A 12,257-nucleotide genomic window follows, 5' to 3' on the forward strand; every position below is an offset into this window, starting at 1 on the left:
GACGTTACTTAATCATGCTACTAGGAACAGATAGTTGCTGCACTGCGAAATAAAAAGGCCGTGCACTGTCATTCCCCACAATCAAATTTTGGCAGATGACGTTAATTTGTCATCTCGTGACCCGACGCGTCCATGTCAGAAATGCGGCGCAGGCGACGATCGACAGCGTCAACAGCGCCAATGCGGCAAGCAGCGCCAGCCGGCTCGACTGATTCGATTCGATCGCGAAGAATACCGCGCCGATCGCCGCGACGCCCGCGGCGTTCGCAATCTGCGCCGTCGTGCCGTAGGTGCCGGAGGCTGCGCCGGCGCTCACGGGCTTCACGGTCGAGAGCACGGCGCTCGACAATGGCGCCATGACGAGTCCCTGGCCGTAGCCGAAGATCGTCAGCACCGGTGCAAGAACCATTACGGATGGCGTATCGATCCATTCGATCGCCATCACCAATGCCGCAAGGCCGGCAATCTGCACGGCGCAGCCCTCGATCAGCACCAGCGTGCCGCGATATTTGGCGCGCATTCCACTATGGCGCGAAGCGATCACGAAGGTTAGCGCCAGCGGCAGGAAGACGAGCCCGGCCTGCAGCGGCGGAATCTGCAGCCGGTTCTGCATATAGATCGTCATGACCAGATAGAACGACAGATTGGCAAAGAAGAAAAAGAACACGGCGGCCAGCCCGCGCATGAAGGCCTTGTCCGACAGCAGTGCGAGATCGATCAACGGCATGCCGCCGCGGCGGGCAACCGCGCGTTCGAGCCGCAGGAAGGCAGCGACGATGGCAACACCTACCGCCATCACCAACCAGACCGCGGGCGACCAGTGCAGATCGTGGCCGAACAGCAGCGGGCCGATCAGGCACAGCAGGCCAAGAAACAGCACGATCGCACCCGGAATATCCAGCCGCGTCCCGGCCCGGCGCTGAAAGCCCGGCATGATTTTCCAGGCCGCGGCGATGATGGCAGCTCCGACGGGCACATTGACGAAGAACACCGCGCGCCAGCCGAGCCCCGCCAGATCAAGCGTGACCAGGATGCCGCCGAGCAGGAAGCCTGCCGCGCCGGCCAGGCCGAGCATGATGCCGTAGATGCCGAAGGCGCGGGCCCGCGAGGCATCCGCAAACAGCAAATGAAGGGTGGCAAGCACTTGCGGCACCATCAGGGCCGCCGTCGCGCCCTGCGCCAGCCGCGCCGCGATCAGTTCAGGGCCGGATTGCGCCAGGGCGCACCACAGCGAGGTGATGGTAAAGCCGGCGACGCCCGATATGAACACGTTCCGCGCGCCGTAGATATCGCCGAGCCGGCCGCCGGTGACGACCAGCGTGGCATAGGCGATCAGGTAGACTGCGATGACCGCCTCGATCTGCGCCGCGCTCGCGTGCAGTTCGGCCGCTATCGTCGGGATCGCGACGTTGACGATGAAGGCGTCGACCCCGAACATGAATTGCGCCGCGACGACGGTCGCCAGCACCCACCAGCGGCGCGAAGTATCGACGGGATTCGAGACGATCTGATGCATGGGAACGGGCCTTGTCCGGGAATCGTTGCATCGGATGATCTCAGGCCTCGATCATGTCCGCGATTACCCCGGAGGTAAGCGATCCCGTGCGGATCGGCGGCTGCTTCAGGCCGCAGCGCTAGATCGCCTTCAGCTTCCGGTAGGCGAACCACACCATCTTCAACAATAGCCAGCCGTCGCGGAAGCGCGAGATCTGGGTCTCGCCGAAGGTGCGGGCCTTGTAGTGGATCGGGGTCTCGATGATCTTCAGGTTCATCTTGGCCGCGCCGAAAATCAGGTCGAAATCGCCGAACGGATCGAAATTTCCGAAATAGTCGCGCTCGCGCGCCAGCACCTCGTAGTCCCTGCGCAGCAGCACCTTGGTACCGCACAGCGTGTCGGTCAGGCGGGTATTGACGAGATAGCTGAAGAGGTAGGCGAAGCAGCGGTTGGCGATGAAGTTGAGCGGGCGCATCGCCTCGGTTTCCATCGGATAGACCAGGCGGGTCCCGTTGACGAACTCGGCCTTTCCGCTCTCGATGACCGCGTGATATTTCGGCAGCGCTTCCGGCGGCATGGTCAGATCGGCGTCAAGAATCATCAGCACGTCGTTCTTCGCCGCGGCAAACCCCTTGCGAACGGCATCGCCTTTGCCCTTGCCGTCCTGCTTCAGCACCCTGATGTCCCACTCACCCTTGTAGGCGTCGCGGACGCGCTCGCACTCCTCGAACGTGCCGTCGCTGGAATTGCCCTCGACGAACAGAATCTCCTGCGCCGAACCGAACCGCGGCATACGCAAAATCGCGTTCTCGATATTGCCGCGCTCGTTGCGGCACGGAATCAGGATGCTTGCGGAAAACTTCCGATCGGGAAATTGCCGCATCGGCCGGCCGACCAGGTAGGTCCGCAGGCACAGATGCCGGATTCCCGGCAGCGGCGCGATATAGCGGTTGACGAGCGGTCCGAGCCCGAACAGGCGGACCGGGATCAACTGTCGCTGTTCCTGTCGTATCACCTCGAAATCGGCGATATCCATCAGGTTGAGGAAGTCCACGGTGGCGATGTAGTTGACCTGCGACTGCCGGCTCTTGAATCCCATCAGCTCGGCGAGCTTCAGAATCGGCTCCCACAAATGCGAATAGTAGGAAATGACAATACGCGTGGACGGTCCGCACAGGTACCGCACGAGCCGCAACGTGCCGTCGATGTCCTCGAACATGCCGATGGTGTCTGCAATCACGACATAGTCGAACGGGCCTTCGATCGCCGCCAGCGTTGCCGGATCTTCCGCATCGCCCAGAACAAAATGCAGATCGGGATGAAGGGCCCGGGCCCTCGCAACCGTCCTGGCACTGAAATCGACCCCGACGCCGTAGGACGGTCGCAAGGCGGCAAGCATGTCGCCGCGGCCGCAGCCGAGTTCCAGAACCCGCTTGCCGGGCGGAATCAGGAATTGCGTGAATTTCAGATCGTCCTCGCGATAGGTGGAGTTGTACTTGCCGCCAAGATATTGCTCGCCGCCGGAGGCTTCGGCTTGATCGAGCAGGACCCGTTTTCGCTGGCTGACCGCTTGCACGGCGCCATCCTGCTTTGGCAGAGCAGTAATCATTGAAGCCTCACTCGAACGCGCGAACGATCAGTCGATCGAGCGAGACAAGCGTTGCTGCTGGGGGTTGTCAACCAGAATGGGGCTAGGGCCAACGACGTGCGGCGATGGCTGCGCAAAGACCTTCGCGCGCTACGTCATCGGCGGATCACAAGGAAAGTCGTGCGCAGCTCGATCAGCCGGTCGCCGTCCTGCATAGTGATCGGCTTCGATGCCAGTAACGCGATGTTGGGGGCGGTCCTGATGCTTTCGGCGGTCGGGAAGTAACCCTTGTCGAGGACAAAGGCGCCGACCTCGCGATCAACCAGATCGACCGTCATGCTGCTGACCACGTTCGGACGGCTCCGGCGATAGGCCTCGGTCAATCGCGGGACGCTGCCATAGGTCACCACAAAGCCCTCCCCAAAATCCGCAAACGGTACCCGATAGACAAATTCCACTACACGCTTCTCGCCTGCGAGATGCGTGTGGATGTCTTCGTAATCCGCTTTCGCCAGCTCGGTCGTGCTCGATCGCGACGCCAGCACGGAGATCAGCGCCGGCATGGTCTGCGTAGCCATGAGCAGGGAAACGACTATGGCGAGCACCGCTCCGGATGCACCAGGCCGGAAACCCCAGTCTTTCAGCAGCAGATAGCCGCCGACCATGCCGGCGGGCAACGTCGCGGCAACACCTGCGGTGTAGTGAAGCGCGTAGTGCTTCATGACGATGATCGCCGACAGACTGCATGCGAATCCCGCACCGATGCTGATAATCGCTGCTGGAAAATGCGGAGCACCCCTCAGGCCGGTTGCGAGCCCGCCGGCGATCAGGATAGCGCCGCCGCACAGCGCGAGAACCATCGCATAAGCCCTGTCGGCTGGTATCGCGGCCACGGCGCGCCACAAGGCTTCGCTGCTTACCATGCCTCCTTGCCCTGTCCCGTACATGCCGGAACCACGAAAGATGCTCTTGTGGAATTGATAGAGGTCGTGAAATCCCTCCCGCCCGATTATGGCGAAGCCGACGGCGAGGACGACGAGGAAAAAGATTGCGCCAAACAGGATGCAGAGCCGCCCTGCGCGCATCCATCCCGGCTTACGGAAGATCAGATTCAGGATACCGGTAGCGGCGAGCGCCAGCGCAACGTAGATGTAGGAGAGCTTGTTCAGATAGGCGAATGCGCCGGTCGCCGCCGACAAGGCGGTGACACCCATCAGCAGGTCGCGATCATAGGCGATCCTCACCAGCACCGCAAGGAAGAGGGCGTTGATGAAAATCGCGAACGAATCAATCGACGGCGACAGGAACATCAGCAACACCGCCGGCGTGGAGACCAGCCAGACGATCAGGCCGAGCGCGACGACGCCGGCCGGAGCTAGTTTCTGCGCCGTGCGCGCAAACACGTAAATGCCGATCGCGCCAACCAGCGCGCCAAGCCAAATCGCATTCTGATGAAATCGCTCGACATTCGCGATCACCGTCGCGAAGAATCCTGGATCGGATGTCGCCGTCGGATAGCCGGCGAGCGCCAGCGCCAGCCAGCTCATGAAATAGAAGGGCACGCCGGGGTGATCCATCATGCCGCGCGCGGGATACATTTGGCGGTCGGCAAGCCGATAGGCCAGGTTCAGTGCGTCCGCGAGCCCAAGCGGCTCATAGTCGGTATTTGCCCAGAACGAGCTGGGATAAAGCGCAAAGAGAATGGGAGGAAGCGAGAGAAACAGGATCGCGAAGCCGAGCGACCACGGCCATCGCCTGTGCAAATCAAAGCTCATCCGCCGCCCACTGCAGTCTCATCTTGCAAAAACAGGCCTCAAGGGAGCTATTGTGGCTTTAAATCGGGCTTGTCAACCAAAGCGCAAATGCTGCGGCACTGGCAATGGCGCAGGCTTCCGCGGTAGATGAACCGCCAGCAATCCAACGCTGGAAATCGAGACCGTCGGACCACACCGAAATGCTTGCAGTCTTCATCAGGGATTCCGCCGTCAAGCTGTTCGAGCTGACGGCAAAGCTCGGGCTGCAGCGGCTTCCGTTGTTCGATCGGGCGTTCCTTGCGCTCTATGCGATCTACAAGGAGCGCTTCGAGGCCGGCCCGATAGACCGGCTCAAAGAGTTCGTGCCTGAGGGCGCGCTGGTCATCGATGTCGGCGCCAATGTCGGATTTTTCGCGCTGCGTTTCGCCAGATGGGTCGGCGATGGTGGCAAGGTCATCGCGATCGAACCGGAAGACCGTAACTACGACAGCGTGCTCAAGGCGCTCGGCAAGGCCGGCCTTTCAAAACGCGTCGAACCGTTGAAGGCGGTGGCGGCCGCTGCTCCAGGCAAGCTATCGCTCGAGATCAACCCACTTCACCCGGCCGACCACAAGATTTCGCGCGACGGCACCGGATTGCAGGTGGACGCCGTAACGCTCGACGCGCTTGTGCCCGACAAGGCGAAGCTGCACCCGGCCCTGGTGAAGATCGACGTCCAGGGCGCGGAGATGATGGTGCTCGAGGGCGCCACCGACATCCTGAGACTGGCGGGACCGGCGCTTTTCGTGGAGTTGCATGAAGGCGGATTGAACATGTTCGGATCATCCATATCCGCCATCATGGATCATCTTTCGCAGTTTGGTTACGAGGCCTATTGGCTGGAACGAACCGGATCACACCGCAAGACAAGCGCGCCGGAGATCCATGCCAAGGCGAGCCATACCGGATATGTCGATGTTCTGTTTCTCAAAGCCAGCCCACCGGAGACTGCGCCTATTTCCTGAAATGAACGCGATTTCCTCTGCGCGCGACCAAGCAGCATCGTCGTCCGCCAGAGATGGTTCATGCCTGCGAAGCCTGCCGTATCGAAGCATTTCTCCGCCCTCCTCGCTGGAGCGCTCGTTATCTCCCTCGTTGGTGACGCATCGGCCACACCGAAGCGGTTGCCACTGCCATCGGACCCCGCGCCCGTGGCGGTGGAGGAACAGGCCCCCGCGCGGCCTCCCCGGCAGCTCTTTCCGGAAAGGAAAGTGCAGCCGCTGACGCCGGAGCTCGAACAGGCGCTGATACCCAAGGACAGTTTCAAGGAGTGCGACATCTGCCTGAAATGGTGGTGGTGCCGAAAGGCTCGTTCATGATGGGCACGCCGGCCGACGAGCCGGACCGCTTCAAGGGCGAAGACCCGATCCATCGCGTCAGCTTCGCAAGGCCGTTCGCGGTCGGCCGCTTCACGATTTCGTTCGACGAATGGGACGCCTGCCTCGCGGACGGCGGCTGCGGCGGCATCAAGGGCGACGACAGGGGATTCGGCCGTGGCCGCATGCCGGCGCAGGGCATCAACTTCGAAGCCGCGAAATTATATCTGACCTGGCTGTCGAAGAAGGTCGGCCGCACCTATCGGCTGCCCAGCGAATCCGAGCGCGAATATTTCGCACGCGCCGGCACCACCACGCCGTTCTGGTTCGGCAATACGATCAGCGGGCAGAACGCCAGCTACAAGGCGTCAATTCCGTATGGCAATGGGCCGCGCGGCATGGACAGCAAGGGACCTGCGGTGGTGGATTCCTACGCGCCCAATCCGTTCGGCCTGTATCAGGTGCATGGCAATGTGTTCGAATGGACCGAAGATTGCTTCAACAAGCGCTACAATGAAGACACGCCGGCCGATGGCTCGCCATGGCTGGAAGGCGATTGCAACAAGCGCATGCTGCGTGGCGGCACCTGGGACTGGATGGCCAATATGGTGCGCTCGGGTTATCGCGAGAACGCGACCGTCGGCAGCCACCACAGCTTTCGTGTGGTGCGGACGCTGAACGTGCAGCCGTGAGGCCGGCTACACGTTTGACTCAGTATCTGGCGACGACCGGCTGTTCGGGCGTGAACTTGTAGGAAATACCGGCGCGCACCACTTCGATGGTCTGGCGTCCGCGCTTCTCCGAATATGACGCAATGCCCGGCACCGTCGATGTGCGGGTAACCGTGTCCTGCACCTTGCCGAAATCGTAGTGCAAATATTCGAGCCGGCCGACCCAGTTCGGACCCCACGGCATCCATTCCGCGCCGGCACCGATCACGCCGCCGAAATGATCCCGCTGCGTCCTTGTCGTTTCGGTCATCGACAATGGGGCTACGATTTCCACCGTGGTCACGGCTCGCTCCAGCCGTTCCCACGCAAGACCGCCGGTCGCATAAAGCAGCACGGTTTCCGAAGGCAGCCATCCGAGCCGCGCGCGCGATGTCGCAAGATATTTCACGCGGTCGCCGAGCAATCCGGTTTGCGTACCGCCGAATTCGCCGGGCCCGATCATGAGGGCGGAATTTCCGCTGAGGTCGCTGAAGCTGAAATCGGTCTCGATACCGGTTACGACCTTACCGTACTGCCAGTTGTAGCCGACGTGGCCGCCGGCGACCCAGCCTCGCGACCTGATGCCGCCGACCTGTGCGACGTTGATGAAGTTCACGACTTGCGAGAAATCATTGTCCTTCCAGGCATAGCCGCCGTGCGCACCAAGATAGAACCCGGCCCAATTGGTTGCCATGACTGCGGCAGCCGACGCCTTGGCGTAAGGCACCGCCGGCGCACCCGCGGGATCGCCGAACTTGTAGGAAAGGCCGGCGCGAACGATGTCGAGATGATGGTTGCCGGCGGTGGACGGCACGAAGATGTTGGTGTTGATCAGGCCTGACGGCTCGATCGTGCCGAAATCGTAATGCAGATATTCGACGCGGCCGATCCAGTTGCTGCCGGGCAGCCTGGCCTCCACGCCAGCGCCGGCGACCCAGCCGAAGCGATTGGAGGTGGCAACGCTGTCGAAGCTTTGCGTTCCGGCTTGCGCGGGACTGACGATCAGCATGCTGCGGTCGAGACGCTCCCAGCCAAGACCCGCGGTACCGTAGAGCAGCCAATTGTCCGACGGCGACCAGCCCAGCCGGCCGCGAACCGATCCAAGATAGGCGATGCTGGTCGAGCTCGTCGCACTCTCCACGCCGGCAAAGCTGGTCGGTGAGTTGCCCTTGATATCGGTGCCGCTGAAATCGAGTTCGAAGCCGGCGACGGCGCGATCATATTGCCAGTTGTAGCCGGCGTGACCGCCAAACACCGCGCCCTTGAGGTTGGGACCGACGATGCTTGCGAGCGGCGTGAACCGCCAGGGATCGCTGAACTTGTTCGCGCCCCAGCCATAGCCGGCATGAACGCCGAGATAGAATCCGGCCCACGACGTCGCCGTCGTGATCGCCGGCGCCTTGGCATAAGGGACCGGGTTTGCGGCGGCGAGCGTTCCGAATTTGTAGGAGAGGCCTGCGCGGACGATGTCGTAGCTCTGCCGTCCGGCGCGCTCCGCAAAGGACGGAAAATTCACGAAGGCCGACGCCCGGGTTCGGACCTGTTCGACCGAGTCGAAATCATAATGCAGGTATTCGACGCGGCCGACCCAGTTGCCGCCGGCGAGTTTGGCCTCGACGCCCGCACCCGCTACCCAGCCGAAGCGGTCGAACGGCGTATTGCCCGTGGTCGTGCCGTTCTGGAATGCGTTGATGGCGCTCACGCCGCGCAGATTGCCCGACGCTTCAACCCGCTCCCATGCGGCGCCGGCCGTAGCATAGATCAGGAGATTGTCGGTAAACGACCAACCGAGCCTGCCCCGCGCGGAGCCGAGATATTTCAAACGATCGGTGCGCGTGTAGTCGTAGGTGAACTGGTTGGGCACGGCGCCCGATATCGACGTGCTGCCCTTGATGTCAGCCGCGCTAAAGTCGATCTCCAGGCCCGTGACCGCGCGACCGAATTGCCAATTATGTCCGGCGTGGGCGCCATAAACCGCGCCGCTGGAACCAATCCCGCCGACCGGGTTATTCAGCGCGATCGGAACGAGCGAAAAATCGTTCCGGCCCCAGCCATAGCCGCCATGGACGCCCAGGTAGAAGCCGGCCCAGGATTGCACCATGGCCGGAATCTTGGTCTGCGGAGGCAGATCCGCTGCCGGGGCGGCCACTCCCAGCAACACCCATGAGGAGCCTCCGAAAATCAATTTCCGCAGCATCGGTCTGGCCTCGCACTTCCAATTCCAATCGTCCCGATCAGATCGGGCCGCGAGTGGATCATAGACGAAGTCGGGTTCCACATTGTAAGTATCGCGGACTTTGCCAAATTTTCCGCAATTATTGTGGTTTTTATGATACGATCCGTAAAATAATCGGAATGGCGGCTGCGAAGACTTGGAAGGGCCTTTGCGGAGGCGCGCCGGCCGGTCAAAATCCGGAAGACTTGCGAAATTTTTGAAGAGGCCGCGATGGCAAGACTCGATGACACCGACCGCCAACTGCTGATGCTGCTGCAGGACGACGACCGTCAGCCGCTCGCGGCTCTCAGCGAGAAGATCGGCGTCGCCGTTTCCACCATCAACGACCGCATCAAACGGCTGGTTCGATCCGGTGTGATTTCGGGCTTCCACGCCCGCGTCGCGCCGGATGCGGTGGGACTCGATCTGCTCGCCTTCATCATGGTGAGCTGGAGCAACCCGAAGATCGAGGCAGGTTTCCTGGAACGGGTGAAGGCGTCACCGGACGTGCTGGAGTGCCATCACATCACCGGCGCCTGGAATTATCTCCTGAAGGTTCGCGTCGGCACTACGCGCGACCTCGAACGATTCCTCGGCGAAACGGTCAAGGCGGTGGACGGCGTGGAGCGAACCGAGACGCTGATCACGCTGTCGACGACGAAAGAGACGTGGAAGATCAGCCTGTAGGGCACCGGCTCTGATTGAATCAGAACCGAAGATTTTTTGACGCGTTTTCTAACGCAGATAGGTCTACGCTATCTGCGCAAGCTTGATTGCTATGCGAACCGGTATCCACCCACGGATCAAGTCCGAGGGCATGCTTCGCTCGAAAACGCCATGGCTTCACGCGGTGGACGGCTGCAGCGATCCCGTCAGCGAGGCGCGCTGCGACAGCTCGATCCAGTTGCCGTCGGGATCGCGCACCATCGAAATTCTGGCCGTGGTCCCGAGCGTGACCGGCGCGTGCGCCTCGCGGCCGCCATGGGCCAGCACGAAGGCGTGCTCGCGATCGACTTCGAAGACCTGGAACGTGATGTAGCGCCAACCCTTGCCGTCGAACGCGGCATCGTCAGGTGCGTCCGCGGCCGGCTCGACGATCAGTACCGTGTCGCCTGCCAGGAAGGTCATCGTGCCATCGGCCGGCTCGCCCTGCGGCAATCCAAGCGCCTCGCTGTAGAAGCGGCGATGCGCCTCGACGTCGCGAACGCCAAGACGGATACCGATGCGTTCGATCCCGAACATGCCCTTCGGCACCAGCACGACACGGTTGCCGTCGGGATCGATCATCGGCTGCGGCACAGCAACATCATCGCGCGCCATCAACAGCTCGCGATAACCGGACGGCGGATTGTCGGGCAGCGGTTCGTAGACCTGGTTGATTTTCAGGATCGAGCCGCAGAGATCGTGACGGTGCTGCTTGTAGCCGCGGCGGATCGGCTGGGTGTAGTCGAACGGCAAGCCGATCTCCTTCTGCCAGAATTTGAGCGCCGCCGGCGCGTTGTTGGTGGCAAAGCCGATGTCGATGCGGGGTTTGGCGAGGTTCATCGTGGCTTTCAGCGGCGGGAGGGCAACTAATTCCGGCCGACGGTAAGACAGCCGCCTTCGCGCGACAACCATGCGCTGGCGGCGGGCTTCTCAGGATTGCCTTGCCCCTGGCCACCCCGTAGGCTTGATGCCGAGCAATTCCAAAAAACAATAAGTCCGGAGAGAAAACCCCATGGCGCGCCTCAAGTTCGGAGCCTTCCTCGCCCCGCATCATCCGATCGGCGAGAATCCGCTGCTGCAGTTCCGCCGCGATCTCGATTTCGTCGAACAGATCGACGCGCTCGGCTTCGACGAGTTCTGGTGCGGCGAACACCATTCCTCGGGCTGGGAAATGATCGCCTCGCCGGAAATGTTTTTGGCCGCTGCCGGCGAACGCACCAAGCGCATCAAGCTCGGCACCGGCGTGATCTCGCTGCCCTATCACCATCCCTACAATGTCGCGCAGCGCATGGTGCAGCTCGACTGGATGACCGGCGGCCGCGCCATTTTCGGCTCCGGCCCGGGCGCGCTGGCCTCCGATGCGCACACGCTCGGCATCGACCCGATGACGCAGCGCGACCGCCAGGACGAGGCGCTCGCGATCATCCGTCGCCTGTTCAAGGGCGAGCGCGTCACCGCCAAAAGCGACTGGTTCACGATGAATGACGCCGCGCTGCAATTGCTGCCGCTGCAGGAAGAAATGCCCTGCGTGGTAGCGTCGCAGATTTCGCCGTCCGGCATGACGCTCGCCGGCAAATACGGCATCGGCATCATCTCGCTCGGCTCGATGTCGACGCAGGGCCTGATGGCGCTGCCGACGCAATGGGGCTTTGCCGAGGACGCCGCCAAGAAGGCCGGCACCACGGTGAGCCGCTCCGACTGGCGCGTGCTGCTAAGCTGGCACATTGCCGAGACGCGCGAACAGGCACAGCGCGAGGCCGGTCCCGGCCTGATGCGCTGGCACAATGAATATAATGTCCGCACGCTGCAGCGTCCGGGGCTGGAGCCGTTCACATCGCCGGAGGACGCGATCGAGAAAACCGCCGGCGGCGAAAATGCCGCCTCCACCATCGGTACGCCGGACGACCTGGTCAAGACCATCAAGAATTTGATGCAGGTCTCGGGCGGCGTCGGCACCATCATCGGCTTCGTGCACGACTGGGCCAACCCGGAAAACACCCGCCGAAGCTGGGACATGGTCGCGCGCTACGTGATTCCCCAGATCAACGGTTACGTCGCGAAGCTGCGTGAGTCGCAAAAGTTCCTGATCGAGAACCGCGCGGTGTTCGAGCGGGCGGGTCAGGCCGTGATGGCGAAGATCATGGAAAACGAAAAGGCCGCAGCGGCACTCTCGCTCACCGGCCCGGGACGCGTGGCGATCCCGACCATCAATGCGCCGGACCTGCAGAAGGAAGCGGCGAAACGCAAGGCGTGACGGCCTTCGCGTCGCGCGCCTATCTCGAGGCGTTGCTGTCTGCAAGACTGCCGGCCCCGTCATTGCGAGCGAAGCGAAGCAATCCATCTTCAGCACGCCTTCGGGCGCTATGGTGCCAATTGAACCACCCCCGGGGCATCCCGTCACACGTTCGTGCTATAGGCTGCCGCGAAACAAGGCC

9 protein-coding genes are annotated in these 12,257 nt (G+C 62.2%); 4 read left to right on the forward strand and 5 right to left on the reverse strand.

Annotation, left to right across the window (positions count from 1 at the left end):
• Positions 1–109: 109 nt before the first annotated feature.
• The 3 genes from JQ624_RS01070 to JQ624_RS01080 form a co-directional block, all read right to left on the reverse strand.
• Complete coding sequence (locus JQ624_RS01070) at positions 110–1,516, reverse strand: MFS transporter (RefSeq protein WP_212416980.1); 1,407 nt, start codon at positions 1,514–1,516, stop codon at positions 110–112.
• 118 nt (positions 1,517–1,634) lie between these two features.
• The gene (locus tag JQ624_RS01075) at positions 1,635–3,104 is read right to left on the reverse strand and encodes a glycosyltransferase (protein ID WP_212416981.1); all 1,470 of its coding nucleotides are present in this window, start codon (positions 3,102–3,104) and stop codon (positions 1,635–1,637) included.
• Between the two features lie 134 nt (positions 3,105–3,238).
• Positions 3,239–4,858 carry a hypothetical protein gene (locus tag JQ624_RS01080; protein WP_212416982.1) on the reverse strand — a complete coding sequence of 540 codons (1,620 nt, stop codon included), beginning with the start codon at positions 4,856–4,858 and terminating at the stop codon, positions 3,239–3,241.
• A gap of 179 nt (positions 4,859–5,037) precedes the next feature.
• Here JQ624_RS01080 and JQ624_RS01085 point away from each other — a divergent pair, with 179 nt between their 5' ends.
• Entirely contained in the window at positions 5,038–5,841 is an 804-nt protein-coding gene (locus tag JQ624_RS01085; protein ID WP_212416983.1) for an FkbM family methyltransferase, read from the forward strand.
• Positions 5,842–6,146: 305 nt separating this feature from the next.
• Positions 6,147–6,884 (forward strand): formylglycine-generating enzyme family protein, encoded by a 738-nt coding sequence (locus JQ624_RS01090; protein ID WP_212416984.1) that lies wholly within the window; start codon positions 6,147–6,149, stop codon positions 6,882–6,884.
• Between the two features lie 19 nt (positions 6,885–6,903).
• Here the strand turns inward: JQ624_RS01090 and JQ624_RS01095 are convergent, their stop codons facing one another.
• Entirely contained in the window at positions 6,904–9,099 is a 2,196-nt protein-coding gene (locus tag JQ624_RS01095; protein WP_212416985.1) for an outer membrane protein, read from the reverse strand.
• Positions 9,100–9,348: 249 nt separating this feature from the next.
• On the opposite strand from JQ624_RS01095, the gene JQ624_RS01100 reads away from it, so the two are divergent.
• A complete protein-coding gene (locus tag JQ624_RS01100; protein ID WP_212416986.1) occupies positions 9,349–9,804 on the forward strand; it encodes an Lrp/AsnC family transcriptional regulator in 456 nt (151 codons plus the stop codon).
• Between the two features lie 156 nt (positions 9,805–9,960).
• Here the strand turns inward: JQ624_RS01100 and JQ624_RS01105 are convergent, their stop codons facing one another.
• The gene (locus JQ624_RS01105) at positions 9,961–10,662 is read right to left on the reverse strand and encodes a VOC family protein (protein ID WP_212416987.1); all 702 of its coding nucleotides are present in this window, start codon (positions 10,660–10,662) and stop codon (positions 9,961–9,963) included.
• 172 nt (positions 10,663–10,834) lie between these two features.
• On the opposite strand from JQ624_RS01105, the gene JQ624_RS01110 reads away from it, so the two are divergent.
• Positions 10,835–12,076: an LLM class flavin-dependent oxidoreductase gene (locus tag JQ624_RS01110; protein ID WP_212416988.1), complete on the forward strand. Its 1,242-nt coding sequence runs from the start codon at positions 10,835–10,837 to the stop codon at positions 12,074–12,076.
• The last annotated feature ends 181 nt before the right edge of the window (positions 12,077–12,257 follow it).

Source organism: Bradyrhizobium sp. AUGA SZCCT0283 (assembly GCF_018130385.1).
Lineage (GTDB): Bacteria > Pseudomonadota > Alphaproteobacteria > Rhizobiales > Xanthobacteraceae > Bradyrhizobium.

Bases quoted from the DNA above. Each gene is read 5' to 3' on its own strand.
- JQ624_RS01070 (WP_212416980.1), bottom strand. From the start codon at position 1,516: ATGCATCAGATCGTCTCGAATCCCGTCGATACTTCGCGCCGCTGGTGG.
- JQ624_RS01075 (WP_212416981.1), bottom strand. From the start codon at position 3,104: ATGATTACTGCTCTGCCAAAGCAGGATGGCGCCGTGCAAGCGGTCAGC.
- JQ624_RS01080 (WP_212416982.1), bottom strand. From the start codon at position 4,858: ATGAGCTTTGATTTGCACAGGCGATGGCCGTGGTCGCTCGGCTTCGCG.
- JQ624_RS01085 (WP_212416983.1), top strand. From the start codon at position 5,038: ATGCTTGCAGTCTTCATCAGGGATTCCGCCGTCAAGCTGTTCGAGCTG.
- JQ624_RS01095 (WP_212416985.1), bottom strand. From the start codon at position 9,099: ATGCTGCGGAAATTGATTTTCGGAGGCTCCTCATGGGTGTTGCTGGGA.
- JQ624_RS01100 (WP_212416986.1), top strand. From the start codon at position 9,349: ATGGCAAGACTCGATGACACCGACCGCCAACTGCTGATGCTGCTGCAG.
- JQ624_RS01105 (WP_212416987.1), bottom strand. From the start codon at position 10,662: ATGAACCTCGCCAAACCCCGCATCGACATCGGCTTTGCCACCAACAAC.
- JQ624_RS01110 (WP_212416988.1), top strand. From the start codon at position 10,835: ATGGCGCGCCTCAAGTTCGGAGCCTTCCTCGCCCCGCATCATCCGATC.